14 protein-coding genes and 2 pseudogenes are annotated in these 26,512 nt (G+C 72.3%); 9 read left to right on the top strand and 7 right to left on the bottom strand.

The window, feature by feature from the left end:
• Nucleotides 1–103 precede the first annotated feature (103 nt).
• The 5 genes and pseudogenes from ACFXGX_RS28640 to ACFXGX_RS28620 form a co-directional block, all read left to right on the top strand.
• Nucleotides 104–13,348: pseudogene (locus tag ACFXGX_RS28640) on the top strand (amino acid adenylation domain-containing protein); the annotation flags it as partial.
• A 3-nt stretch (nt 13,349–13,351) separates the two neighbouring features.
• On the top strand, nt 13,352–13,567 hold the full coding sequence (locus tag ACFXGX_RS28635) for an MbtH family protein (protein ID WP_351765786.1): 216 nt from the start codon (nt 13,352–13,354) through the stop codon (nt 13,565–13,567).
• 11 nt (nt 13,568–13,578) lie between these two features.
• Nucleotides 13,579–14,826 carry a cytochrome P450 gene (locus tag ACFXGX_RS28630; protein ID WP_384796385.1) on the top strand — a complete coding sequence of 416 codons (1,248 nt, stop codon included), beginning with the start codon at nt 13,579–13,581 and terminating at the stop codon, nt 14,824–14,826.
• 30 nt (nt 14,827–14,856) lie between these two features.
• Nucleotides 14,857–15,600 carry an SRPBCC family protein gene (locus ACFXGX_RS28625; protein WP_384796383.1) on the top strand — a complete coding sequence of 248 codons (744 nt, stop codon included), beginning with the start codon at nt 14,857–14,859 and terminating at the stop codon, nt 15,598–15,600.
• Between the two features lie 32 nt (nt 15,601–15,632).
• Nucleotides 15,633–15,821: a hypothetical protein gene (locus ACFXGX_RS28620; protein WP_261708680.1), complete on the top strand. Its 189-nt coding sequence runs from the start codon at nt 15,633–15,635 to the stop codon at nt 15,819–15,821.
• A gap of 88 nt (nt 15,822–15,909) precedes the next feature.
• On the opposite strand, the gene ACFXGX_RS28615 is transcribed toward ACFXGX_RS28620, so the two are convergent.
• The 7 genes and pseudogenes from ACFXGX_RS28615 to ACFXGX_RS28585 all read right to left on the bottom strand — a co-directional run bounded on the left by ACFXGX_RS28615 (nt 15,910) and on the right by ACFXGX_RS28585 (nt 22,699).
• Nucleotides 15,910–16,152 (bottom strand): hypothetical protein, encoded by a 243-nt coding sequence (locus tag ACFXGX_RS28615; RefSeq protein WP_384796394.1) that lies wholly within the window; start codon nt 16,150–16,152, stop codon nt 15,910–15,912.
• A gap of 244 nt (nt 16,153–16,396) precedes the next feature.
• Nucleotides 16,397–16,606, bottom strand: a pseudogene (locus ACFXGX_RS28610) (FAD-dependent oxidoreductase); the annotation flags it as partial.
• Nucleotides 16,581–17,069, bottom strand: coding sequence for an FAD-dependent oxidoreductase (locus ACFXGX_RS28605; RefSeq protein ID WP_384796381.1), 489 nt, complete (start codon nt 17,067–17,069; stop codon nt 16,581–16,583). The gene ACFXGX_RS28605 and the pseudogene ACFXGX_RS28610, both read right to left, overlap by 26 nt.
• Nucleotides 17,066–18,127, bottom strand: coding sequence for an oligopeptide/dipeptide ABC transporter ATP-binding protein (locus ACFXGX_RS28600; RefSeq protein ID WP_384796379.1), 1,062 nt, complete (start codon nt 18,125–18,127; stop codon nt 17,066–17,068). The genes ACFXGX_RS28605 and ACFXGX_RS28600 overlap by 4 nt, the downstream gene beginning before the upstream one ends.
• A complete protein-coding gene (locus ACFXGX_RS28595; RefSeq protein ID WP_384796377.1) occupies nt 18,124–19,983 on the bottom strand; it encodes a dipeptide/oligopeptide/nickel ABC transporter permease/ATP-binding protein in 1,860 nt (619 codons plus the stop codon). The genes ACFXGX_RS28600 and ACFXGX_RS28595 overlap by 4 nt, the downstream gene beginning before the upstream one ends.
• An 85-nt stretch (nt 19,984–20,068) precedes the next feature.
• The gene (locus ACFXGX_RS28590; protein ID WP_384796375.1) at nt 20,069–21,055 is read right to left on the bottom strand and encodes an ABC transporter permease; all 987 of its coding nucleotides are present in this window, start codon (nt 21,053–21,055) and stop codon (nt 20,069–20,071) included.
• Between the two features lie 48 nt (nt 21,056–21,103).
• The gene (locus ACFXGX_RS28585; RefSeq protein ID WP_384796373.1) at nt 21,104–22,699 is read right to left on the bottom strand and encodes an ABC transporter substrate-binding protein; all 1,596 of its coding nucleotides are present in this window, start codon (nt 22,697–22,699) and stop codon (nt 21,104–21,106) included.
• 158 nt (nt 22,700–22,857) lie between these two features.
• On the opposite strand from ACFXGX_RS28585, the gene ACFXGX_RS28580 reads away from it, so the two are divergent.
• From ACFXGX_RS28580 to ACFXGX_RS28565, 4 genes are all read left to right on the top strand, one after another.
• Nucleotides 22,858–24,618 (top strand): DUF885 domain-containing protein, encoded by a 1,761-nt coding sequence (locus ACFXGX_RS28580; RefSeq protein ID WP_384796371.1) that lies wholly within the window; start codon nt 22,858–22,860, stop codon nt 24,616–24,618.
• 129 nt (nt 24,619–24,747) lie between these two features.
• Nucleotides 24,748–25,125 carry a DUF5132 domain-containing protein gene (locus ACFXGX_RS28575; protein WP_384796369.1) on the top strand — a complete coding sequence of 126 codons (378 nt, stop codon included), beginning with the start codon at nt 24,748–24,750 and terminating at the stop codon, nt 25,123–25,125.
• Between the two features lie 278 nt (nt 25,126–25,403).
• The gene (locus tag ACFXGX_RS28570) at nt 25,404–25,595 is read left to right on the top strand and encodes a hypothetical protein (protein ID WP_384796367.1); all 192 of its coding nucleotides are present in this window, start codon (nt 25,404–25,406) and stop codon (nt 25,593–25,595) included.
• Nucleotides 25,592–26,341 carry a thioesterase II family protein gene (locus tag ACFXGX_RS28565; RefSeq protein ID WP_384796365.1) on the top strand — a complete coding sequence of 250 codons (750 nt, stop codon included), beginning with the start codon at nt 25,592–25,594 and terminating at the stop codon, nt 26,339–26,341. The genes ACFXGX_RS28570 and ACFXGX_RS28565 overlap by 4 nt, the downstream gene beginning before the upstream one ends.
• Nucleotides 26,342–26,512: the final 171 nt, after the last annotated feature.

The raw sequence follows: 26,512 nt of genomic DNA, 5'->3' as shown, positions 1-26,512 counted from the left end.
GAGCGCCCGCTCGCCCCCCGCCCCCACCCCCCCACCCCCCCCCCCCTCGGGCGCGCGGCGGGGCCCCCGGAGGCCGGGGGGGGCGCCGCCCGCGTCCCCCCCGCCGGACCGGCCGTTGAGCCGGATCGACGTCCTCACCGCCGAGGAGCGGCACGAGCTGCTGGTCGTACGCAACGACACCGCCTGCCCGGCTCCCGACGCCGGCCTGCCCGCTCTGTTCGAGGCGCAGGTCCGGGCGACCCCGGAGGCTCCGGCGGTGGTGTTCGAGGACACCGTGCTGACCTACCGCGAACTGAACCGCAGGGCCAACCGCCTGGCGCACGCGCTGATCGCGCGCGGGGTGGGGCCGGAGCAGGTCGTCGCCCTGCGGCTGCCGAGGTCGACCGAGCTGGTGGTCGCCGTCCTCGCGGTGCTCAAGACGGGCTCGGCCTATCTGCCGGTCGACCCGGACTATCCGGTGGCCCGTATCGCGTACATGCTCCAGGACGCGCAGCCGGCCGTGGTGCTCGACGACCTCGCGGCCGTCACACCGGACGGGGACCTGCCGGAGCACGATCCGGCCGTCGCCGTGGATGTGCGCCACCCGGCGTACGTCATCTACACCTCGGGCTCCACCGGCCGGCCCAAGGCCGTCGTGATGCCCGCAGCCGGGCTGCTGAACTTGCTGGCGTGGCACCACAGGTCCATCGGTGGCGAACCCGGCACACGCACCGCGCAGTTCACCGCGATCAGCTTCGACGTCTCGGTGCAGGAGACGCTTTCCGCGCTGCTGTACGGCAAGACCCTCATGGTGCCGACCGAGGAGCAGCGCCGCAGCGCCGAGCTGTTCGCGCGCTGGCTGGACCGGCATGGGGTCGAGGAGCTGTTCGCGCCCAACCTGGTGGTTGAGGCGCTGGCCGAGGCCGCCGAGGAGGCCGGGCTGGAACTGCCCGGCCTGCGGATGGTCGCCCAGGCCGGTGAGGCGATGCGCCTCGGCGGTGCCGTACGCCGCCTCCAGGCGCGCCGGCCGGGCCGGGAGCTGCACAACCACTACGGCCCCGCCGAGACCCATGTGATCACCGCCTACCCGCTGCCGGCCGACCCCGCCGACTGCCCGCTGCCGGTACCGATCGGCCGGCCGATCGCCAACTGCCAGGTGTACGTGCTGGATTCGGCGCTGCGACCGGTTGCCCCCGGTGTGCTCGGTGAGCTGTACCTCGCCGGGGCGGGACTCGCCCGCGGCTACCTGAACCGGCCCGGGCTCACTGCCACGCGGTTCGTCGCCAACCCGTACGGTCCGGCCGGCGCGCTGATGTACCGCACCGGTGACCTGGTTCGCTGGCGCGCCTGGGGGTCCCCCCGGCCGGAGGCTGGGGTAGAGCTGGAGTTCGCGGGCCGGGTGGACCACCAGGTGAAGATCCGCGGGTTCCGGGTCGAGCCGGGCGAGATCGAGGCCGAGCTGGCCGCGCACCCGGGTGTCGCCCAGGTCGCGGTGCTCGCCCGGGAGGACCGGATCGTCGCGTACGTCGTCCCGCCGGCCGGGGCCGGGACGACCGCGGCGGCGCTGGCGGCGTACCTGCGCGACCGGGTGCCGGACTACATGGTCCCGTCCGCGTTCGTACTGCTCGACGCGCTGCCGCTGACGCCGAACGGGAAGCTGGACCGGGCGGCGCTGCCCGCGCCCGAGCCGGTGGCCACGGCGACGGGCCGGGCGCCGCGCACGCCGCAGGAACAGATCCTGTGCGAGCTGTTCGCCGAGGCGCTGGGCGTGCCGCGGGTCGGGGTCGACGACGGCTTCTTCGACCTGGGCGGGCACTCCCTGCTCGCCACCCGGCTGGTCTCGCGGGTCCGGGCGACCCTCGGGGTCGAGCTGGAACTGCGCAGCCTGTTCCGGGCCCCGACACCCGCCGGGCTCGCGGCCGGGCTGCACGACGCCGGCACCGCGCGGCAGGCCCTGGTACCCCGGCCCCGCCGCGATCCGATGCCGCTGTCGTTCGCCCAGCGCCGGCTCTGGTTCCTCCAGCAGTTCGGGGCGCCGAGCGCGACCTACCACATGCCGCTCGCCTTCCGGCTGTCCGGCGACCTCGACCGGGCCGCGCTGAGCGCCGCGCTCGCGGACGTGGTGGCCCGGCACGAGACCCTGCGCACGGTCTTCCCGCACACCGCCGGAGTCCCGTACCAGCGGGTGCTGGACACCACCGACGTCGCGGTCCCGCTGACCGTACGCGCGGTCGGCGAGGCGGAGCTGCCCGCCCTGCTGCGCGAGGCGGCGGTACGGGCATTCGACCTGACCTCGGAAGTACCGCTGCGGGCGGAGCTGTTCGCACTCGCCCCGGACGAGCACGTGCTGCTGCTGGTCATGCACCACATCGTCGGGGACGGCTGGTCCATGGGCCCGCTCGCCCGTGACCTGGCCACCGCCTACACCACCCGGCAGGGTGGTGGGGCTCCGGCATGGCCGCCGCTGCCGGTCACCTACGGCGACTACACCCTGTGGCAGCACGAGATCCTCGGCGACGAGCACGACACGGACAGCGTGTTCGCCCGCCAGGTCACGTACTGGACCGAGGCGCTGGCCGGGCTGCCCGAGCAGCTGCAGTTGCCTGCCGACCGACCGCGCCAGGCCACCATGTCGTACGGCGGTGACCTGCTGGAACTCCGGATCGATGCCGAACTGCACACGGCACTGCTGGAGTTGGCGCGACGCTCGGGTGCCACTCTGTTCATGGTGCTGCAGGCGGCGCTGGCGGCGCTGTACACGCGGCTGGGCGCGGGCACGGACATCCCGATCGGGTCTCCGATCGCGGGGCGTACCGACGAGGCGCTGGACGATCTGGTCGGGTTCTTCATCAACACGCTGGTGCTGCGCACCGACACGAGCGGTGACCCGACGTTCGCCGAGCTGCTGGGCCGGGTGCGGGAGACGGCGCTGTCGGCGTACGCGCACCAGGACGTGCCCTTCGAGCACCTGGTGGAGGCACTCAACCCGTCCCGATCGCTGTCCCATCATCCGCTGTTCCAGACCGGGCTGGTCGTGCAGAACGCGCCGGGCGGTGACTTCGAACTGCCGGGTCTCCAGGTCTCCGGGGTGACCGTGCTCACCGGGACCGCCCGGCTCGACCTGACCTTCGGGTTCGCGGAGGAACACGGGCCCGACGGCGCGCCGGCCGGGATCGGCGGTGCGGTCGAGTACAGCACCGACCTGTTCGACCGCTCGACGGTCGAGGCCCTGGTCGCCCGCTGGACCAGGCTGCTGGCCGCGGTCGCCGCCGCGCCCGACCGGCCGATCGGCGGGATCGACCTGCTGTCCGCAGAGGAGCGCTGCGAGCTGCTGCCGGCGGTCCAGGGCGGGGCGGCCGGGGTGAGCCTGCCGGAGCTGTTCACGGAGCAGGTGGCGGCGACGCCGGACGCGGTCGCGCTCGTCTGCGGTGATGTGGAGCTGACATACCGTCAACTCGACGCCAGGGCGAACCGGTTCGCGCACGCGCTGATCGCCCGGGGTGTCAGTCCGGAGCAGGTCGTGGCGGTGGCGTTGCCGCGCTCGGTGGAGTCTGTGGTGGCGGTCCTGGGTGTGATGAAGGCCGGGGCCGCGTACCTGCCGGTGGATCCGGCGTACCCGCAGGCGCGGATCGCGTTCATGCTGGACGACGCGCGGCCGGCCGTGGTGGTCGACGACCCGGCACTGGTGATCGAGACCTCCGGTCGGCCGGAGACCGATCCGGGTGTCGTGGTGGACGCCCGGCACCCGGCCTACGTGATCTACACATCGGGCTCGACCGGCCGGCCGAAGGGCGTCATGGTGAGTCACACCGGCGTGTCGGGCCTGGTCGCGGCGCAGGTCGAGAGGCTCGGCGTGGCGCCGGGCAGCCGGGTTCTCCAGTTCGCCTCGCCCAGCTTCGACGCGTCCTTCTGGGATCTGTGCGGTGCCGTGCTCACCGGCGCCACCCTGGTCCTGGCCTCGTCCGAGGCCCCGCTGGAGGCCCTGGCGGACCGCCGGCTCGACGTCACCCACGTGACGCTTCCGCCCTCGGCGCTGGCCGCGCTGGAGAGCGCCGACCTCACGGCCACCACCTTGGTGGTGGCCGGTGAGGCCTGCACGCCGGAGCTGGTGGCCCGGTGGGCGCCGGGCCGGCGGATGATCAACGCGTACGGTCCGACCGAGACCACGGTGTGCGCGACCATGAGCGACCCGCTGTCCCCGGGGCGCGGTGTACCGCCGATCGGCCGATCGGTCGCGGGCTTCCGGGCATACGTCCTCGACGAGCGGCTGCGCATCGTGCCGCCGGGGGTGGCGGGGGAGTTGTACGTCGCCGGCCCTGGTCTGGCGCGCGGGTACCTGAACCGGCCCGGGCTGACAGCCGGACGGTTCGTTGCCTGCCCGTTCGGCCCGGCGGGTGCGCGAATGTACCGCACCGGGGACGTGGTGCGCCGGCTGGGCTGGGGGTCCCCCGGGCCGGAGGCTGGGGGAGGCGAGCTGGAGTACGTCGGCCGTGCCGACGACCAGGTGAAGGTGCGCGGGTTCCGGGTCGAGCCCGGCGAGGTCGAGGCGGCGCTGGCCGAGCACCAGGGTGTCGCCCAGGCCGCCGTGCTCGCCCGGGACGACCGGCTCATCGGCTACGTCGCGGCCCGTCCCGGCACGGTCGTACGTCCCGCGGAGCTGGCGGCGTACCTGCGGGACCGGCTGCCCGACTACCTGGTACCGGCTGTCTTCGTGGTGCTGGACGTGCTGCCGCTGACGCCGAGCGGGAAACTGGACCGGGCGGCGCTGCCCGCTCCCGATCGCGGCTCGGCCGAGGTCGGGCGGGCGCCGCGCACCCCGCAGGAGCAGATCCTGTGCGAGTTGTTCGCCGAGGTTCTCGGCGTGCCGCGGGTCGGGCTCGACGACGGCTTCTTCGACCTGGGCGGGCACTCCCTGCTCGCCACCCGGCTGGCCGCGCGGGTGCGTTCGGTGCTCGGAGTGGAGCTGGGGCTGCGCGCGCTGTTCCAGGCGCCCACCGTGGCCGGCCTGGCCGAGGTGCTGGCCGGGGCCGGCCGCGTACGCCCGGCACTGACCACGCACGAGCGGCCGGAGACGGTGCCGCTGTCCTTCGCCCAGCGTCGGCTCTGGTTCCTGCACCGCATGGACGGCACCGCCGCGACCTATCACATCCCGCTGGCGCTCCGACTGACCGGGACGCTCGACCGGGCGGCGCTGGACGAGGCGCTGGCCGACGTGGTGGCCCGGCACGAAAGCCTGCGGACGGTCTTCCCGGAGGTCGACGGCGTACCCTGCCAGCTCGTCCTGGACCCGGCCGAGGCCCGGCCCCGGGCACGGCGGACCGAGGTGTCGGAGGCCGAACTCTTCGAGCGGCTCGCCGAGTTCGCGCGACAGCCCTTCGACCTGGAGGCCGAAGCGCCACTGCGGGCGGGGCTGTTCGTACTCGCGCCGGACGAGCACGTGCTGCTGCTGGTGATGCACCACATCGCCGGTGACGGCTGGTCCACCGGCCCGCTGGCACGCGACCTGGCCGAGGCGTACGTCGCCCGGTGCGAGGGCCGCGCGCCGCAGCGGCCGGTCCTGCCGGTGCAGTACGCGGACTACACGCTGTGGCAGCGTGACCTGCTCGGCGACGCCGCCGATCCGGAGAGCCGGTTCGCCGAGCAGCTCGCCTACTGGAAGCGTCAGCTGTCCGACCTGCCGGAGCTGCTCCAGCTGCCCGCCGACCGGCCGAGGCCGGCCGTCGCCGGCTGGCGCGGGGACCACGTAGGCCTGGAGCTGAGCCCCGAACTGCACGCGGCACTGGCGGAGTTGGCCCGAAAGTCCGGTGCGAGCCTGTTCATGGTGCTGCAGGCGGCGCTGGCGGCGCTGTACACGCGGCTGGGCGCGGGCACGGACATCCCGATCGGGTCTCCGATCGCGGGGCGTACCGACGAGGCGCTGGACGATCTGGTCGGGTTCTTCGTGAACACGCTGGTGCTGCGCACCGACACGAGCGGTGACCCGAGTTTCGCCGAGCTGCTGGGCCGGGTGCGGGAGACGGCGCTGTCGGCGTACGCGCACCAGGACGTGCCCTTCGAGCACCTGGTGGAGGCACTCAACCCGTCCCGATCGCTGTCCCATCATCCGCTGTTCCAGACCGTCCTGGCCGTGCAGAACGCTCCGATGGGCCGGTTCTCCCTGCCCGGCCTGGACGTGGCCACCTACGCGGTGGCCACCGGAACCGCCAAGTTCGACCTAGGTGTGAGCCTCGTCGAACAGTTCGCTCCGGACGGCAGCCCGGCGGGGATCGTCGGCGCGGTGGAGTACGCCACCGACCTGTTCGACCGCTCGACGGTCGAAGCGCTCGCCAGGCGCTGGACGCGATTGTTGGAGGCGGTCACCGCCGACCCGGACCGGTCGATCGGACGGATCGAGCTCCTCGACGCCGACGAGCGGCACCGTCTGCTGGAGCAGGGCAACGCGACCGTCCGCGAGGTGGACGCCGTTCCGGTGCCGCAGGCGTTCGCGGCACAGGTCGTGGTGACCCCGGACGCGGTCGCGCTGGTGTGTGGCAAAGCCGAATTGACGTACCGTCAACTCAACGCCCGGGCCAATCGGTTCGCGCACGCCCTGATTGCCCGGGGCGTCGGGCCGGAGCAGACCGTGGCCGTGGCATTGCCGCGCTCGGTGGAGTCCGTGGTGGCCGTCCTGGGCGTGCTGAAGGCCGGGGCCGCCTACCTGCCCGTGGATCCGGCGTACCCGCAGACGCGGATCGCGTACATGCTGGCGGACGCCCGGCCGGCACTGATGGTCGACGACCCGGCGCTGGTGACCGAGGTGTCCGCATGGCCGGAGACCGACCCCGTGGTCGCGCTCGATGTCCGGCATCCGGCCTACGTGATCTACACCTCGGGTTCGACCGGCCGCCCCAAGGGCGTCGTGGTCGGCCACGGTGGCGTCGCGAGCCTGGTCGCCGGACAGATCGAGCGCTTCGCGATCGATCCCGACAGCCGGGTGCTCCAGTTCGCCTCGCCCAGTTTCGACGCCTCGGTGTCGGAGATCTACACCGCGCTGCTGTGCGGCGCGGCCCTGGTGCTGCCCCCGACGGCGGACCCGGTCGCCGCGCTGACCGACCGGGACCTCGCGGTCACCCACGTGACCGTGCCCCCGTCCGTCCTGGCCGCCGTGCCGGAGGGCTCGGTGGACGTATCGACGCTGGTGGTGGCGGGTGAGGCTTGCCCGCCGGAGCTGGTGGACCGTTGGGCGCCGGGCCGGCGGATGATCAACGCGTACGGTCCGACCGAGACCACGGTGTGCGCGACCATGAGCGACCCGCTGTCCCCGGGAGCGGGCGTGCCGTCGATCGGCCGTCCGATCGTGGGTGCCCGGGTGTATGTGCTGGACGAGCGGCTGCGGCCGGTGCCGACGGGCGTGGCGGGGGAGCTGTACGTCGCGGGCGCGGGACTGGCGCGCGGCTACCTGAACCGGCCGGACCTGACGGCCGGACGGTTCGTCGCCTGCCCGTTCGGGGTCGGCGAGCGCATGTACCGCACCGGAGACCTGGTGCGCTGGCGCTTGGGGTCCCCCCGGCCGGAGGCTGGGGAAGGCGAGCTGGAGTACGTCGGCCGTGCCGACGACCAGGTGAAGGTGCGTGGCTTCCGGGTCGAGCCCGGCGAGGTCGAGGCCGCCCTGGCCGAGCATCCCGCCGTCGCCCGGGCCGCTGTCCTCGCCCAGGACGACCGGCTCGTCGGCTACGTCGTCCCGCGCCAGGAGGAGGCCCGGGACAGTGGCCTGGAAGCGGACCACGTGGGCGAGTGGCAGGACATCTACGACGCCCTGCCCATCACCCCTGAGGAAGCCGAGTTCGGCCAGAACTTCGTCGGCTGGAACAGCAGTTACGACGCGAGCCCCATCCCCGTCGAGCAGATGCGGGAGTGGCGGGACGCCACCGTGGCCCGCATCCTGGCCCTGCGCCCCCGCCGTGTGCTGGAGGTCGGCGTAGGCACCGGACTGCTGCTCTCGCAGGTCGCACCGCACTGCGAGGCCTACTGGGCGACGGACTTCTCCCCCACGGCAGTCGACGCGCTGACCGTACAAGTCGCCCGGCAGGACGACCTGGCCGAGCGTGTGGTGCTGCAGACCCGCCCGGCGCACGACACCGACGGTCTGCCGGCCGGGTGGTTCGACACCATCGTGATCAACTCGGTGGTGCAGTACTTCCCGTCCGCCGACTACCTCGAGGACGTGATCGGGAAGCTGATGCGGCTGCTCACCCCCGGCGGCACGCTCTTCGTCGGCGACGTCCGCAACCTGCGGCTGCTGCGCCCGCTGGCCACCGCGGTCCAGCTGCACCGCACCGGTGCCGACGGCGACCTCGCGGCGATGCGCCGCGCGGTGGATCAGGCCGTCAGGGTGGAGAAGGAACTCCTGATCGACCCGGAGTTCTTCACCGTCCTGCGGGAGCACGTCACGGACATCGGCGCGGTGGCCGTGGAGGTCAAGCGCGGCCGCCACCACAACGAACTGACCCGCTACCGCTACGACGTGACGCTGCACAAGGCCCCGGTCGCCCCGGTGGCCCCGGCCCGGACGGTCGACCTGGAGTGGGGGCGGCAGGTCGCGGGACTGGCCGAGCTGCGCGAACTCCTCGCCCAGCCGACCGCGGACGTGCTGCGGATCACCGGAGTGCCGAACCGTCGGGTGCTGCGCGAGGTCGCCCTTTCCCGGGCACTGCAGAACGGTGACGGCTCGCTCGCCGGGCTGCTGGAGCGGCCGCACGGACCGGAAGAGAGCGAACTCCCCGACCCGGAGGACTTCCGGGCCATCGGGCTGGAGTTCGATCGCTGGGTGGGCGTCACCTGGTCGGCCACCGCGGCCGACGCCCTGGACGTCGTCTTCACCGGCCCGCGGGCGCATCACGGCTCCCCGGCCGAGCCGTACCGGTCGGCCCGGACCGCCGGCACGTCGCTTTCGTCGCTGACCAACCGTCCGACCGGTAGCCGGGGCACCGGCGCCCTCATCGGCGAACTCCGCGAATGGCTGCGCGGGCGACTGCCCGACTACCTGATCCCGTCGGCGTTCGTGGCGCTGGAGACGTTGCCGCTGACGGCCAGCGGCAAGCTCGACCGCCGCGCGCTGCCCGCGCCCGACCTCGGCCCGGCCGGAGCCGGGCGGGCGCCGCGCCCCCCCCAGGAACAGCTCCTCGCCGAGCTGTTCGCCGAGGTGCTCGGCCTGGCCCAGGTCGGCGTCGAGGACAGCTTCTTCGACCTGGGCGGACACTCACTGCTGGCGACCCGTCTGGCCTCCCGCGTCCGGGCGACCCTCGGCGCGGAGCTCGAAGTCCGGACGCTGTTCGAGACGCCGACCGTGGCCGGACTGGCGGCCCGCCTCGACGGCTCCGGCACGGCGCGGCCCACGCTGACCGCCCGGCCGCGACCCATGGGGGCACCCCCGGCCGAAGGCTGGGGGAAGGTCCCGCTGTCCTTCGCCCAACGCCGCCTGTGGTTCCTGCACCGGATGGACGGTCCGAGCGCCACCTACAACATGCCGCTCGCACTGAGCCTGACCGGCGAACTCGACCGCCCGGCCCTGCACGCCGCGCTCGCGGACGTGATCGCCCGGCACGAGAGCCTGCGGACGGTCTTCCGCGAGACGGACGGTGTGCCGTACCAGGTCGTGCTGAGTGCTTCACAGGCGCACCCGGAGCTGCCGGTGGTCGAGCTCGACGAGAGCCGGCTGACCGAGCGGCTGGCGCAGACGGCCCGGCGAGGCTTCGACCTGGCGGCGGAGCCGCCGGTCCGGGCGGAGCTGTACGTGCTCGCGCCCGACCGGCACGTGCTGCTGGTCGTGGTCCACCACATCGCCGCCGACGGCTGGTCGATGGGGCCGCTCTCCGGCGACCTCGCGGCCGCTTACACGGCGCGCTGCCGGGGCGAGGAGCCGCAGTGGTCCCCGCTGCCGGTGCAGTACGCCGACTACACCTGCTGGCAACGCGACCTGCTCGGCGACACCGCCGACCCGGACAGCTTGTTCGCCCGGCAACTGGCCTACTGGAAGGACGAGTTGGCGGGCATTCCGCAGCAGGTGCAGCTGCCCGCCGACCGGCCCCGGCCGCCGGTGGCCTCCCAGCGGGGCAGCCGGGTCGTGGTCCGGCTGGACCCCGAACTGCACCAGGCACTGCGAGATCTGGCCGCCGCGCGGGGCGCCAGCATGTTCATGGTGCTCCAGGCCGGTCTTGCCGCGCTGCTCACCCGGCTCGGTGCCGGTACGGACATCCCCGTGGGCAGTCCGATCGCCGGCCGTACCGACCAGGCGCTGGACGACCTCGTCGGCTTCTTCGTCAACACTCTGGTGCTGCGCACCGACACGAGCGGCGATCCCGGCTTCGCCGAACTGCTCGGCCGGGTGCGGCAGAAGGCGCTCGCCGCGTACGACCACCAGGACGTGCCGTTCGAGTACCTGGTCGAGGTGGTCAACCCGGCCCGCTCGCTGTCGCACCACCCGCTGTTCCAGATCATGCTGGCCCTGCAGAACGCGCCGGTGGGCGAGTTCGGGCTGCCGGGTCTGGAGACCGGCCACCTGGAGGCGTCGACCGGGACCTCGCGGGTCGACCTGACGTTCAGCCTGGCCGAGCAGTTCCGTCAGGACGGTCCCCCTGGGCCTAGCGGCCCGGGAGGTGCCCCCAGCCCCGACGGACTGGTCGGCGCGGTGGAGTACGCCACCGACCTGTTCGACCCGGCCACCGTGGAGCTGCTGTTCGAGCGCTGGGCACGGCTGCTGCGCGCAGCGGTCGCCGACCCCGGCCGGCCGATCAGCCGGATCGACATCATGTCGGGCGAGGAACGCCGACGGCTGCTGTCCGACTCCACCGGCGCCGCGGTCGAGCTGCCCGAGGCCGCGCTGCCGGAGCTGTTCGCCCGCCAGGTACGCGCCACCCCGGACGAGGTGGCCGTCGTGGCGGGCGCCACCGAGCTGACCTACCGGGAACTCGACCAGCGGTCCAACCGCCTCGCACGGGCCCTGATCCGCCAGGGCGTACGGCCGGAGACACCGGTCGCGGTGCTGTTGGACCGCTCGGCGGACCTCGTCGTGGCGCTCCTGGCGATCATCAAGGCGGGCGGCGCCTATGCGCCCCTCGACTCGCGCTTCCCGCAGTCCCGGATCGACCTGATCCTCCAGGAGGCCGGGGCCGCCCTGGTACTCACAGGGGACGTGCTGACCGCGTCGATCGAGAGCGAGCCCGACTCGTCCGACATCGAAGTGCGCTGCGACCAGCGGCAGTTGGCGTACGTGATGTACACCTCCGGCTCGACCGGCCGGCCGAAGGGCGTGGCCGTCACCCACCGCGACGTGGTGGGCCTCGCGCTCACCCCCGAATACCGCGGCGGCGGACACGAGCGGGTGCTGATGCACTCCCCGACCGCCTTCGACCTCTCGACCTACGAGCTGTGGGTGCCGCTGCTCAACGGCGGCCGGGTCGTGGTCGCGCCGCCCGAGCGGCTCGACCTCGACCTGCTGCAGCACACGATCAGCACACACGGGGTGACCGGACTGTGGCTGACGGCCGGCCTGTTCCGCCTGGTCGCCGAGGAGCGACCGGCCCTGCTCGCGGGGGTGCGCGAGGTGTGGACGGGCGGTGACGTGGTCTCCCCGGCCGCCGTCGCCCGGGTGCTGGAAGCCTGCCCCGGCATCGAGGTGGTCAACGGCTACGGGCCCACCGAGGCCACGACCCTGGCCACCCGCCATCCGGTGCACAGCCTCCCCGAGCACGCCGCGACCGTGCCGATCGGCGGACCGATGGCGAACATGCGCGCCTACGTGCTCGACGACAGCCTGCGGCCGGTGCCCACGGGCATGGTCGGCGAGCTGTACCTCGCGGGGACGGGCGTGGCCCGCGGCTACCTCGGCCGACCCGGCCTGACGGCGGAGCGCTTCACAGCCGACCCGTACGGGCGGCACGGGAGCCGGATGTACCGCACCGGCGACCTGGCGTGGTGGCAGGCCGACGGCACACTGGAGTTCGCCGGACGGACGGACCACCAGGTCAAGCTCCGCGGCCTGCGGATCGAGCCCGGCGAGATCGAGGCGATCCTCGCGAGCTGCCCGGGCGTCGCCCAGGCGGCCGTCGTCGCCCGCGAGGACCGGCCCGGCGACAAGCGGCTCGTCGCCTACCTGGTGCCCGGCCCCGACGGCACGCCCGAGACGGGCGAACTCTCCGGACGACTGCGCCGTGAACTGCCCGACTACATGGTGCCGTCGGCGTTCGTCACGCTGGACATGCTGCCGTTGACCGCCAACGGCAAGCTGGACCGAGCCACCCTGCCCGCCCCCGAGTACGGGGCGCAGGGCACCGGACGCGGCCCCCGGACGCCGCGGGAGCAGCTGCTGTGCGGCCTCTTCGCCGAGGTCCTCGGCCGGGAACAGGTGCACATCGACGACAACTTCTTCGATCTGGGCGGGCACTCGCTGCTGGCCGCCCGCCTGGCCTCCCGCGTCCGCGAGACCCTCGGCCTGGAGCTCGGCCTGCGCATGCTGTTCGAGGCGCCGACCGTGGCCGGTCTCACCGAGCGCCTGGTCATGGACGACCCCGCCGACGCGTTGGACGTGGTGCTGCCGCTGCGTTCGACCGGGACCGGCACGCCGCTGTTCTGCATCCACCCCGGCGGCGGCATCAGCTGGTCGTACAGCGGGCTCCTGAACCACATCGGTCCCCAGCACCCGGTCTACGCGATCCAGGCGCGCGGCCTCGGGCGCCCCGAACCCCTGCCGACGTCCTTCGAGGAGATGGCGGCCGACTACGCCGACCAGATCCGAAAGATCCAGCCCGAGGGTCCGTACCTGCTGCTCGGCTGGTCGGCCGGCGGGCTGATCGCCCACGCGACCGCCTGCGAGCTGCAGGCGCGCGGCGAGCGGACCGCGCTGCTTGCCATCCTCGACGCCTATCCGGTGAAGGACGTGCAGTTCGAGGAAATGCCCGTGCCCACCGAGCGGGACGTGCTCGTCGGTGTGCTCGACGTCGACCCGGACGAGCTGGGCGACCGGGAGCTGACCTACGCCGAGGTCGCCGAGGTCCTGAACCGGCGGGGCAGCGCGCTGCAAGGCCTGACGGAGCAGCAGATCGAGGTCATCGTCCACATCATGATCAACAACGCGAGGCTGGCGGTCGACTTCGTCCCCGTCGGGTTCGACGGCGACCTGCTGCTGTTCAACTCGACGGTCGACCGCGACGGGGACGACGCCGGGCCCGCGACCTGGCGCCCGTACATCGCGGGCCGGATCGAATCGCACGAGATCACCACCCGGCACAACCGGATGACCGAAGTCGGCTCGCTGGCCCAGATCGGACCGATCCTGGCCGCCCGCCTCGCCGAGGCCACCGGTGACACCACCCTTTCCCACCAGGAGGACTGACCCATGACCAACCCGTTCGAGGACCAGGACGGCACCTTCCTCGTGCTCACCAACGACGAGAACCAGCACTCACTGTGGCCGCAGTTCGCGGACGTCCCCGACGGCTGGAGCGTCGCCCACGGCCCCGACACCCATGCCGCCTGCCTGGAGTACGTCGAGCGGTCCTGGACCGACATGCGGCCCAAGAGCCTCGCCGACGCCATGAACGCCCAGCGGTAGCGCGGCTCGTAGTGCACCTGACCGAAACCACCGACGAGGCCCGCGACAGCGCGGGCCTCGCCCGGTCCGACGACCTCGCCGCGGCCCTGCTCACGCCCGAGGCCCGACGGGACCCGTACCCGTTCTACGCCCGCATGCGCCGCGAGGACCCGGTCCACCGCAGCGCCCAGGGCATCTGGTACCTGACCAGGTACGCCGACGTCGAGGCGGCCCTGAGCGACCTGCGGCTGTCCAGCGACCGGGACCGGATGACCCGCGCCTACAGCGCGCTCGGCGGCGACCTCAAGGCCTTCAGCCGGCTCACCGACCGGCTCGGCCGGGTGATGAGCAACACCGACCCGCCGGACCACGCCCGGCTGCGCAAGCTGGCCAACCGGGCTTTCACCGCCCGGCGCGTCGAAGCCCTGCGCGACGGAATCCAGCGGATCGTCGACCGGCTCATCGACGAGGCGGTCGCGGCCGGGCCGGCCATGGACCTGATCGAGGCGGTCGCCTCCCCGCTGCCGCTGTCCGTCGTCTGCGAGCTCTTCGGCATCCCGTCCGAGGACCTCCCGCAGGTCAAGACCTGGTTCCAGCGCTTCGGCCGGCTGAGCGAGGACATCGACAAATCCGAGGCGGCGATCGAGCAGTACGAGGAATACCTCGCCCGGCTCGTCCGCCGTCGCCGGGCCGACCCCGGCGACGACCTCATCAGCGCCCTGGTCGCCACCCAGGCGCAGGACGACCGGCTCACCGACTCCGAGCTGCTGTCCACCTGCTTCGTCCTGATCACCGCCGGCGACGAGACCACCACCCATCTGGTCGGCAACGGCATGCTCGCCCTGCTGCGCCACCCCGGACAACTGGCCCGGCTGCGCGCCGACCCGGCGCTGGTCCGCACCGCCGTCGAGGAACTCGCCCGCTACGACACGCCGACCCAGGCGATCGTCCGGGTCGTCGCCGAGGACGTGGAGATCGGCGGGCGGACACTGCACGAGGGCGAGCTGGTGTATCTGTTCCTCGCGGCGACCAACCGTGACCCCGAGCGCTTCGATGACCCCGACCGCCTCGACCTGACCCGCCCCGGCAACCGGCACCTCAGCTTCGGCAACGGCCCGCACTTCTGCCTCGGCGGCCCGCTGGCCAAGCTCCAGGCGGAGGTGGCCGTCGGCACGCTGGTCCGTCGGCTCCCGAACCTGCGGCTGGCCGACGGCGCGGGCCTCGACTGGCGGCCCAACCCGCTGCAACGGCGGCTCACCGCGCTTCCGCTCACCTACTGACCCATGAACGACGACGAAGGAGAAGTGACCATGGCCCGAGAGCTCGAGGTCCGCCGGGAACAGGACCTGCCCGCCCCGCCCGAACAGGTCTGGGACGCGGTCGCCACCGGTGCCGGCAACCTCGGCTGGCTCTACCCGATGGAGGTCGAGCCGCGCGTCGGCGGAAAGGCCACGCGCGGCGACAGCACCGTCGTGGCGTGGGAGCCGCCGCGCCACTTCGCGGTTCGGGCGACCCAGGACGGCGGGTTCTCCAACACGCTCACCTACCGCATCGAGCCGGCCGACGGCGGCGCGAGCCACCTGCGGATGGGAATCCACTGGGTACACACGGGCGTCGTGGACGACACCTGGAACTGGGACACGAAGGCGGACGCGGCCGAGAAGCACGTCGACTTCTACCAGCACTCCCTCCCCGAGTACCTGAGGCACTTCGCCGGCCGCCCCGCCGTCTACGTCAAGGCCGCCCGTGGCGAGTGCACCGACGACCCCGCCGACTTCGCCGCCCTGCGCCGGCGCCTCGGTCTTGATGACGACGCGGCCGTCGGCGACCGGTTGTCGCTCGACCTCCCAGGTACGGACGGCGGTCCGACGGAGGTGGTCGTGGACTGGCTGAGCCCCGACTTCGCCGGCCTGCGAGGTCCGGACGCGCTGTACCGGTTCTTCAACGGCAGCTCCTGGAACTGGCCGATCTGGCTGGGCCACCACCTGTTCGCCGAGGACGCGGACGAAGAGCTTGCCACCAAGGCATGGAACACCTGGCTCAACGGCGCCTGACCCCGCCGCACGACACGACCGAAGGACCCCTGGTGGAAACACTGCTCTACGCCGCCGAACTCGTCGAGGAAGACGGCACCTACAAACTCGTGGTGCAGGACGTGGTCCGGGACACGGTCCAGGTCACCCCGGTTCCCGAATCCGCGGTGGCCAGGCTCCCGGTATTCCTGTCGGTGCTGAGTTCCAAGCTCGGCTCGGCGTCGGCACGTGGCCGCTGGTAGCCGCTTCCGGATCAATGAGGCCGGTGTCGTCCCGCACATCAACTGCCGGACGGCACCGGCGTGGTGGACGGGCGCTGATGGCCGGACGTCAGCCCATGACGGTTCGAGAGGCAGCACCCTCGGCCAGGGGCCGCCTGCGGGAGAGAGCACCCAGGCCGACGACGACGCCGGTGTGTTCCCCCGTGTACCGCAGCGGATCGCGGTCGTGGTCGTGGCCGGCCTCGACACGGTCGACCAGGTTGGCGAGGAACCTGCCCGCCAGGGGAGCGTTCTTGAACTGGTTGCACTTGTCGGGATCGTCGAGCCGCTCCCTGGGGTCGCAGGCGGGCACCGTACTGCTGATGAGGAGGTGTCCGCCGGAGGGGCACAGATAGGTCCCGAGGCCGACATCGGGCCGAGCGTGGTCTCGGCACTGCCCGGGCCCGACGAGTTGGTGTCGCCCTGGCAGACCGGTGCGGCCACCTGGTGCACTTCCTGGCGCAGTGGGCGCACTCCGACGGTGAGCTCGGCCCGACTCCGGCCAACCGGTTGAACGCTCCCGACCAGGGCCCGGCGACGTTGACCACCACCGGTGCGGTGATCGCAGTGCCGTCGGCGAACAGGGTGCCGGCCCCCCGGTCCTCGCGACGTAGGACACCGACGACCGTACGGTGGAAGAGGAAGCGCGCTCCGAGGCGGGCCGCCGCGTCCGCGAGGTTCTGTGCCGCGAGCTGTGGGTTGTCGACGAAGCCCGCGTCGGGTGTGAACAGTGCGCCGAGTTCACCTTCGGGGGGAGAAGAAGGCATCGTCGAGCAGGGACCTGGGAGGCCCGTGGCGTCCCGCGTCGATACCGGGGATCCGGCTGCGCGGCGTCGCGGCGTCCCAGCGCTCGCACGGCACACCGGCACGCTCGAACAGCGCGACGACCTCCGATGTTCCGGAGCCCGGCGCGTCGAGGAGCATCGCTCCGTTCCGTCGGAACGCCGCCAGACCAGGGCCGCGCACGGTGCCCAGGTGCTCCGCCCAGCGTGTCCAGCAGTGCTGGGATTCCCCTGCGGTGGCGACACCGTCCCAGGTCGAGTAGTTGAAACGGATGATCGCGCTCGACGCGCTGGTGGATCCGTGGCCGACGCCGCCGGACTTGTCGACGACCACGACACGCCCACCGGTGTGCGCCGGTTCCCGTGCCACCGCGGCACCGATCAGACCGGCTCCCACGACGACCGCGTCCGCGCCGGACGGATGCGTGTCCGCTTCCCCGGCCGTCATGACGGCGGGTCCTCGGGGGTTCGCGGAGTCCGGTCACCGTTGTCGTCCGGGGGAACGTGACGGGTCTGGGGCGGGCGGTCGTCGGTGCGGTATGGGAAGTGGCAGGCTGCGCGATGCGGCTGCCCGGCCGCGTCCGGCTGTGGGTCCCGTGCGGCGCAGACGTCCCGTCCGGGATGTCGGTCCGGCCCGACGGGGCAGCGGGGATGGAAGCGGCATCCGGTCGGCGGCGACGCGGGGTCGGGCACCTCACCGGTGAGAAGGGGTTCCCCGGCCGGGCGTCTCCCGGCGTGCAGACTCGGCACGGCGGACAGCAGTGTTCGGGTGTAGGGATGCCGTGGGCCGCGCAGCAGGCTCTCGGTGGAGGCGATCTCCACGATCCGACCGAGGTACATCACGGCGACGGCGTCCGACACATGGCGGACGGCGGCGAGGTCATGGCTGATGAACAGCATGGCGAAGCCCATGCGCCGCTGCAGATCCCGGAGCATGGTGAGCAGTGCCGCCCGGACCGACACGTCGAGAGCCGAGGTGACCTCGTCGGCGATGAGCACCGCCGGATCGACGGCGAGCGCGCGGGCGACGGCGACGCGTTGGCGCTGGCCGCCCGAGAGCTGCCGCGGCAGCCGGTCGGCGCAGCCGGTGTCGAGACCGACGAGTTCCAGCAGTCCGCCGATGCGCTCTTCGCGGCTACGGCGGTTCAGCCGGACGAAGGCCCCGGCCGATTCGGCAAGCGACTGACGGACCGTTATGCGGGGGTCCAGCGCCGTGTCCGGGTCCTGGAACACCAGTTGGACCCGTTCCCCCAGCCGGCGCCGGTCGGCCACCCGGCGCCCGACGTACTCCCACCCTCCGACGGTGATCCGCCCGGCGCACGGGGGGTCCAGCCCGACGACCGCTCGTGCCAGAGTGGACTTTCCCGACCCGGACTCGCCCACCAGGCCGACCGTCGTGCCCTGGGGAACGTCCAGCGACACGCCGTCCACTGCCGTGATCGGCCCGAGCGGTCCCTGATGGCGAACGGTGACGTCGTGCAGCACCAGCCCCGGCCCTGTGCTCACTTCTGCGCCTCCTCGGTCTCACGCGGCTCGCGGGACGGTGCCGAGGGCAGCGGCTGCCAGCAGGCGACCTCGTGCCCCGGGCCGAGCGGGGACAGCACCGGGCTCTCCACCGCGCACCGGTCCAGCCGATGCGGACAGCGGTCATGGAACGGGCACCCCGGGGCCGAACCGTACGGATCGGGCGGCCCTCCCTCGATGGTGTGCAGAGGGTGGTCGGGATCCGCGGCCAGGTCCGGGACCGAGGCGACGAGCATCCGCGTGTACGGATGCCGTGCGCCGACCGCCAGTTCATGGGCAGGAAGGTTCTCCACGATCGTTCCCCCGTACATGACCAGAACCCGGTCACAGGCATCGGATACCAGGGCGATGTCGTGGCTGATGAAGAGGATCGCCGTGGCGTCGTCGTGCCGGACCCGGCGGAGCAGGTCCAGGATCTGCCGCTGCACGGTGACGTCCAGGGCTGTCGTCGGTTCGTCCGCGATGATGAGGTCGGGGCGCATCATCGAAGCCGCGGCGATCGCCACTCGCTGACGCTGACCGCCGGAGAGCTGGAAGGGGCGGGACCGGAGGAGCCGGCGTCCGGCGGGCAGCGCGACCATCTGAAGCCGGGCCAGCGCCTGCTCGACGGCCTCGGCACGAGGGGTGCCACGGTGTGTGCGCACGGCCTCCGTCATCTGCGTTCCGATCCGCAGCGACGGGTTGAAGGCCGACGCCGGGTTCTGGAAGATCAACGCCATTCCCGTCGCCAGTTGCCTGCGTCGCTCCTCGCGGGTCAGCGAGTCGGCGTCCGCACCGAGGAACCGGTGCGTACCCCAGGTCGCGCGGGCGCCGTCCGGCAGCAGGTCGGCGATGGCGAGCGCCGTCAGCGACTTGCCGGACCCGGATTCGCCTACCAGGCCGACCATCTCACCACGTTGCAGGGTGAGGGTGACACCGCGGACGGGCCGGATCACCCCGTCCGCAGTGGGAAGGACGACCCGCAGATCCTCCACCTCCAGCACCTGGCCAACGGATGCCGGGCTGTCGGTGCGTGCCGGGTGCGCCACAGGCTCTTCCCCCGGGTGCCGGTGGGCTTGCCGTACGGCGGCTCCGGCCAGCATCTCGCCGAGCAGCTGGAACGCGACGGCGGCGTAGACGATGGCGATGCCGGGCGCCACGGCGGGCAGCGGTTCGGTGTAGATGCGGTCCAGCCCCTGGCTCAGCAGGAGCCCCCAGTCGTACGACGGGGGCTGCACCCCCAGTCCGAGGAAGCTCAGTCCCGACAGCGCCACCAGCGCCGAGCCTGCGGCGACCGTGGTGTTGAGCATCAGCGGTTCGGCGATGTGGGGCAGGACATGGCGCAGCAGGAGCCGGTGACGGCGCAGGCCCAGCACCCGCGCCGCGGCCATGAAGTCGGTCCCGGCCACCTGGGCGGCAAGGGTCTGCGTGATCCGCGCGAAGCCGGGTGCGGAGGCGACGGCGAGTGCGAACACCGCACCGCCCGCGCCCGCCCCGAAGAGGGCTGAGAGGAACATCGCGACGAGGAGCTCGGGGAAGGCCAGCAGAAGGTTGATCAGCGCCCCCAGCAGGCGGGCGGCGCGCCCGCCCACTTCGGCGGTGAGCGCGCCGAGCGTGATGCCGGCGACCGCCCCGAGGAGCGTGGCCGCGACGGCCGACAGCAGGGAGGGCCAGGTCGCCGCGAGCAGCCAGGCGAGCAAGTCACGGCCTAGACGGTCCGTGCCGAGCAGATGACCTGTGGTGGGCGCGCGTAGCACCGCCGACGGGTCCGGCCGGTCGGCCTGCTGCCCCCACAGCACCGCCCCGGCGACGGCCAGTACGGCGAGCGACCCGAGCATCACCAGGGTGATCACGCCCATGGGGGTGGCCCAGCGCGACCGGGAAGCGCGAGACCGGCCGTGGGCAGCACACGGCGAGGACAGGGAGGAGGACGGCATCATCGGGTCACGTCTTCCGGATGACCGATCGGGGGTCGAGCAGCGCGAGGGCCAGATCGACCAGGAAGTTCACCACGAGGACCGACGAGCCGAGCACCAGAACCGACGCTTCGACGACCGCGTAGTCCTGCGCGGCCACGGACTGTGCCATCGCCGAACCGATGCCCGGCCAGGCGAACACCTTCTCGACCAGTACGGTCCCCGCGATCAGGGCCGGCAACAGATTCCCCGCGAACGTCAGCGACGCGGTCAGCGCGTTCGGTGCCACGTGGCACAGGTGGAGCCGGACGGCGGGCAGCCGTTTCGCGCGGGCGGCGCGCAGATAGTCCGTGTCGAGGACCTTTAACGTCTCCACCCGTACGATCCGTAACAGGACCGCGGTCGGAGCGAGTGCCAGCGCAAGGACGGGCAGCACATAGGACCGGGGACCGAGGTCGCCGGCGACGGGAAGGATGCGCAGGGCGACCGCCAGCCCTGCGGTGAGACCCGCCGCGAGGACGAAGTCCGGCACGCCCGCCAGGACCGAGGTGGTGGCGGTGAACGCCAGTTCCACCCGTGGGCGTCGCCCCCTGTGTGTCCACACCGCGGCGAGCAGCCCCCCTGGGAGCGCGACGACGAGTACGCAGACGAAGGCCAGGACGGCGAGCAGCAGGGTGGCCGGCAATCGTGCCCCGACCAGGTCGGCCACCGGCTCGCCGGTCACCAGCGAGACCCCGAGGTCGCCGTGGGTCAGACGCGGGAGATGCTGCCAGTACTGTTCCGGCAGGCTCCGGTCCAGACCGAGTTCGTGCCGCTTCGCTGCCACCAGGTCCGGCGGGGCGTCCACGCCCAGAGCGGCCCGGACCGGGTCCCCGGGAATCAGCCGGATCATCGCGAAGGAAGCGGTGACGACGATGAAGAGCGAGACGACCAGCCGTGTCGCGCGCCGGCAGCAGAACACCACCCACGGGTGGTGCCGGGCCGGGGCACCGAGCCGCGCGGACACGGTCTTCATGGGAAACCTCCTCGACTGGCGGGCGGCCGCGCGGTGCGTCTGCCAGGGCTATCTGTGCAGGCGGATGCTGGTCGGTACGATCCGGCCGCCAGGTGCGACGGAGAAGGTTGTCCGGTAGCCGTACACCGTGCTGGTGCCGTCGGCGACGGGCAGCGCGTCGGCCGAGCGGAGAAGCGCCGCGGCGGCCCTGTTCCAGTCCGCGCAGCTGGCCGAGCCCGGCGAACGCAGGGCTCGGGCGACGAGACGGTCGTACGCGGGGTTGGTGACACGCGCGAAGTTCAGTCCTCCTGATGACGGCGGGCCGGAGAAGTACGGGACGAGCTGCGCGGGCAGCGGCGGCCCCGGCGAGCTGCCGACCACGACGTCGAAGTCGCCGCTTCCGTACATGGCCTGGACCACCGCGTTGCGGCTCTCGCCGACCAGGTCGACGTCCACGCCCAGGGCCTGCCACGTCACGGCCATCAGTTCGGCGACCGACGGAAGGGTGGAGCCGAAGTCGGCGCTGCTGAGCAGCCGCAGACGCAGCGGCAGCCCCTGTCTGACCAGCCTGCCCCGCACGTTCTTCGTCCAGCCCGCGGCGTGCAGGGCCCGCACGGCGCTGTGGGAAGGCAGGTTCCCCGTGGCCACGTCGGAGTGGCAGAGGGAGCCCGGTGCGGTGAGATGGCGCGCGGGCGTACCGTCTCCACCGATCGCCACATTGGCCAGGCCCTTGCGGTCCAGGGCCCCCACCAGCGCCTGGCGCAGCGCAGGATCGCTCAAGGGCCGGCCGGAGCGTTCGTTGAAGAAGGTCAGCCCCACCACGGTCGGCACCTGGACGGTCGCCAGACCGTGGCCGGTCAGCCGCGCCCGGTCCGGGCCGGTCACCATGGCGATGTTCACTCCGCCGGTGAGCAGCAGATTCGCCACGGTGGACTCCTGCGGAACCACCGTCACCACGATCCGCTCCGGCTGCCCCGGAGCCGCGTTTCCCGCTCCACGCGGCCCCCACGCGTAACCCTTGCGCCGTGTGAAGAGGTAGGGACCCCCTGAGGTGTAGCCGCTCAGCACATACGGTCCGGTGCCCTCCGACCTCTTCTCCAGCGCGCCGGGATCCGTCAGTCCGGCGGGGCAGACGACGGGCAGCAGACCGACCGTCCGCACGATGAAGCTGTACGGCGATGCCGTCCGCACCGACACCGTCCGCTCCGCGTCGTCGGCCGACACCGTGAACGGCACACCCGGCAGGGCGGTCCGGGCACCGATGAGCCGGTTGCGGGGATCGCCGGCATACCGAAGCGACCGGGCCACCCCGGACGCCGTCAGGGCCGTGCCGTCGGAGCAGGTCACCCCCTTGCGCAGGGTGAAACTCGCCGCAGTGGCCCCCGCCTGCCATCTCTCGGCCAGACCGGACACCACACGCCCGTCCCGCGCCACATCGACCAATGAGTCGTAGGCATAAGGAGCCAGTGAAAGGCCGAACTGCGAGTACGGGTCGAAGCTCGGGGTCTCGGAGACGGCGGCGATCGTGACGGTGCCGCCCACGACCACAGGAGTGCGCGTCGACGACACGTCGCCGCCGCATCCGGCCAGCACGGCTGACACGACGGCACCGGCCGCCGCCACGACCGACCGGGCCCCGGGAGACGACACGGTTCGGCGGTGCATGCCGCTCATCGTGCCATCGCGATCGACGGCGCCGGCCGGGCTTCCCGGGCCGGACGCGAACATGCGGGACTATTTCCCCCGTCCGAGTGAGGCCGCCCGGCGCGCGGTTCACGGTCCTGTTGCTGACGCTGCGTCACCTCAAGGCGCACACTGGTGACATGGTCATCAATCCAGGGCGCTCCCCGGACGACTCGACGGAGCGAGAGATCGACCGACTCGCGACCTCGTACTGGGACTTCCTGCTCGCACGCGAGCCGTCGCTGCGCACGCGCCGCGGGCTGCCGGTCGAGTCGCTGTCGGGGGTGTCCGCCGCGGAGGCAGACGAGCGCGCCGGGTTCGCGGCCGGGGTGCTGAGCCGGCTGGGCGCGCTGCGACCGGCGGAACCGTCCGGTCCCGCCGCCGACACGGCGGGCTTCCTTCGTGCGCTGGCCGAACAGGAGGAGGCGGCGGGACGTTTCCACTGGCTCACCCCCACCGCCACGCCGTACCAGCTCTTCCGCCTCCAGCAATACGGTGACACCGTTTTCCGCCCGTTCCGCTTCGAGCACCGAGCCGACGCGGACCGGTACGTGACCCTCGTACGGGACCTGGCCCGCTGCGTCGCGACGATCGGCCACAAGGCCGCCGGGCAGGCGGAGCGGGGCTTTCGCGTCCATGCTCCGGCCCTGAACGGTGTCCGCACCACACTCACCCGTCTGCGGGAGTCGGTGGCACGGTACGTCCGGGCGGACGCCGGGCGGCTCACCCGGCTCGACGCGGCGAGCCGGGGTCACCTGCGCGACACGGTGGAGCGGCTCGTGGCCACCGAACTGGAGCCGGCGTTCGACCGCCTCGTCGCCCTCGTGGGCGACCCGGACTACCTCCGGCGGGCGCCGCAGGCCGTCGGCTGGGCCCGCTACCCGGAAGGCGAGGCGGCGTACCGGGCCTTCGTCAGGACGTACACCTCCGGCGACACACCGCCCGAACGCCTCCACGAACTCGGCCGGGAGCACTGCCGCGAACTCGGCGATCGGATGCGGGAGATGCGCGGCACGCTCGGCTTCGCCGGGACGGAGGAGGAGTTCAACGAACGGCTCGCCACCGAGCCGCGCCTGTACGCCGCCACCCCGAAGGAGGTCGAAGCCCGCTACCGCGGACACCTCGACCGCCTCACACCGCTGCTGCCGCAGTGGTTCGCGGTCCTGCCCCGCGCCCCCTACGGCGTGGCCCGCCTCGACCCGGCGCTGGAGGGGTCGATGACGTTCGGCTACTACGAACCGCCGACCGCCACGCAACCGGTGGGACGCTACCGCTACAACGCCTCGGACCTGGCACATCGGTCACTGCTCGGCGCGGCCGCGCTCATCTACCACGAGCTGTCGCCCGGACATCACTTCCACCTCGCCCGCCAGGCCGAGAACACCGCGCTGCCCGACCTGCGCCGCGAACTGACGGCCTTCAGCGGGTTCGAGGAGGGCTGGGCGGAGTACGCGGCAGGGCTCGCCTGGGAGATGGGACTGTACGACGACCCGTGGGACGCGTACGGACGCCTGGCTCATGAACGCTTCACCGCGCAGCGCCTCGTCGTCGACACCGGCCTCAACCTCGGGACGATGACACTGGAGGAGGCGCGCACCTTCATGCGCGCCCACGCGGCAGCCGAGTCCGAAGCGCAGATCACGACCGAGTTGCTGCGCTACGCGACCGATCTGCCGGGGCAGGCGCTGACGTACCGGGCGGGTCATGCGGAGTTCACGGCATTGCGGGCGGCATACGAACGTGACGCCGGCGCCGCGTTCGACGTGCGCGCCTTCCACGAGACAGTGCTGACCGGCGGCACACTGCCGTTTCCCGCCCTGCGCCGACGGGTGGCGAGAGAACTGCACGAGGCATACGGCCGAACAGAATTCCAGGGGAAGCCGCTCTACTCGAATGAGTGAAGGCCACAGGAAATTGGTAGCCGCTTACCCGGCCTCGGATACTCTCTGTGATGGAGTCTGCGGGTCCGCTGAAGCGGAGTGCGTCCATCAAATCATCATCTCCTCGACAGAAGAGAAGGATGTTGTGCCATGCCTCCTGTAGTACCTCCTTTCCTGATCGGTCTGATCGCGGCATCCCTGGTGAAGAGGCTGGGAAAGCCCTTGGTGCGAGGGGTCGTCAAAGCGTCGGTGGGCCTGGGAATCGAGGTCAAGAGGGCCGTCCATGAAGCCGGCGAAGGAATCCACGATCTCGCTGCCGAGGCGACTGCCGAGGTGCTCGCAGCCCAGACGACACCGGGAGCCGGACACGGCGTTTGCGCCCCGGAGGACGGCACCGCGGGCCGGGCCGGAGCGGCCGCCAAACCAGCGCCCGTAGCGGAAAAGGCCCACGAGGGGCGGACCGGCCGCCAGGCCAAGCCCGTCGGCAAGGCCCGTAGCGACGGTTCGGTCGCCGCCAAGGCGCACTGAGTCTGCCCGCCGACTCTCCGTGTGATTCTCTCTCGTCCCAATGTCACGGCCACGTTTTCGTCTGCGTAACCGGTCGAGGCTGCCAAGTCCCGGTCAGAGTAAGCCCGTTCCTTTCCGCTCAAGTCCCTCCGTGACGAAGTTGACTTTTTCCATGGAGTCTTCGGCGGATACAGCGGCCGTTCGTCGGCCTGGCCTCTCGCATGTGACCGCCGCGCCACCGGCGACATGGCGGACTGCGCCGTATCGGCCATCACGACACCCTGATGGAGGCAGGTCGGATGTCTGCGACCGAAACCCCCCTGTATTCCCCGGAATTCATCCAGGAAGGCGGTGCCTGCGAACTCGTCGTGGCCGATCGCCGGCGCCACACCAAGCGGCCCGCATACGTATCCACGAAGGCGGTGGAGCAGCTTCCCGCCTTTCTCACCAAGCTCGGCTCCCTGTACCTGCGCGGGATCCGTCGGCGATGACGGCGACCGACGCGAAGAAGTGGTTCCGTGTTCACCGGCGCGCGGCGGACCCCAGGCTCCGACTGGTGTGTTTCCCGCACGCCGGCGGCACGGCACAGTTGTTCCACGGTTGGTCCGCGCTGCTGCCGGAGGACGTCGAGGTGCTCGCTGTGCGGTACCCCGGCCGCCAGGACCGGCTCGCGGAAGCCTGCATCGAGGACATGGCCACCCTGGCCGACACGATCGAGGACGCACTGCGGCCCTGTCTCGACCGGCCGCTGGCGCTCTTCGGGCACAGCATGGGCGCCTGCGTCGCCTACGAGGTGGCCCTGAGGCTGGAGACCCGCGGCATCGTCCCCGCGCACCTGCTGGTCTCCGCACACGAAGCCCCCCAGCGGGCCGGACACGCCGCGCTGCACAATGCCGACGACGAAACCCTGATCGCCCATGTCCGGCACCTCGGAGACCTGCACTCGGAGGCCTACGACATCCCGGAGCTGCGTGACCTGCTGCTGCCCGCCCTCCGTTCGGACTACCGGCTGATCGAGGGCTACCACCCCCCGAATCCGGCTCCGGTCAAGGCACCGATCACCGCGTACGTCGGCCAGAACGACCCGAGTTGTGCGCTCGACGGGGTCCTCGCCTGGTCCGGCCTCACCGCCCCGGGCTCCTTCGAGCTGTGCCCGTTCCCCGGGGATCACTTCTACCTCGCAGCCCGGGAGGCCGAAGTGGTCGCGGACGTGGCAGCACGCCTTGCGCGCGCGTGAGGCGCCGGTCCGGCCTGACGGCGAATACCCGTATCGAGGGCCTGGAAGTCCACGGCACGCACCCACAGCTCCCGGACCGTGCGCGGTCGGTTCCTGGCAGCGTCCGTACGGTGTCGGCGGCTGCCCATCTGTGACGGAGGGCGGGGTCCCGGCACCGCGCGTGGCGCCCGC

This window comes from Streptomyces sp. NPDC059371 (genome assembly GCF_042751995.1).
GTDB lineage: Bacteria > Actinomycetota > Actinomycetes > Streptomycetales > Streptomycetaceae > Streptomyces.
The sequence above is the reverse complement of the archived record's forward strand: the minus strand, read 5'-3'. Positions and strand labels throughout refer to the sequence as shown.

Bases quoted from the DNA above. Each gene is read 5' to 3' on its own strand.
- ACFXGX_RS28635 (WP_351765786.1), top strand. From the start codon at position 13,352: ATGACCAACCCGTTCGAGGACCAGGACGGCACCTTCCTCGTGCTCACC.
- ACFXGX_RS28625 (WP_384796383.1), top strand. From the start codon at position 14,857: ATGGCCCGAGAGCTCGAGGTCCGCCGGGAACAGGACCTGCCCGCCCCG.
- ACFXGX_RS28605 (WP_384796381.1), bottom strand. From the start codon at position 17,069: ATGACGGCCGGGGAAGCGGACACGCATCCGTCCGGCGCGGACGCGGTC.
- ACFXGX_RS28595 (WP_384796377.1), bottom strand. From the start codon at position 19,983: ATGGGCGTGATCACCCTGGTGATGCTCGGGTCGCTCGCCGTACTGGCC.
- ACFXGX_RS28590 (WP_384796375.1), bottom strand. From the start codon at position 21,055: ATGAAGACCGTGTCCGCGCGGCTCGGTGCCCCGGCCCGGCACCACCCG.
- ACFXGX_RS28585 (WP_384796373.1), bottom strand. From the start codon at position 22,699: ATGCACCGCCGAACCGTGTCGTCTCCCGGGGCCCGGTCGGTCGTGGCG.
- ACFXGX_RS28580 (WP_384796371.1), top strand. From the start codon at position 22,858: ATGGTCATCAATCCAGGGCGCTCCCCGGACGACTCGACGGAGCGAGAG.
- ACFXGX_RS28575 (WP_384796369.1), top strand. From the start codon at position 24,748: ATGCCTCCTGTAGTACCTCCTTTCCTGATCGGTCTGATCGCGGCATCC.
- ACFXGX_RS28570 (WP_384796367.1), top strand. From the start codon at position 25,404: ATGTCTGCGACCGAAACCCCCCTGTATTCCCCGGAATTCATCCAGGAA.
- ACFXGX_RS28565 (WP_384796365.1), top strand. From the start codon at position 25,592: ATGACGGCGACCGACGCGAAGAAGTGGTTCCGTGTTCACCGGCGCGCG.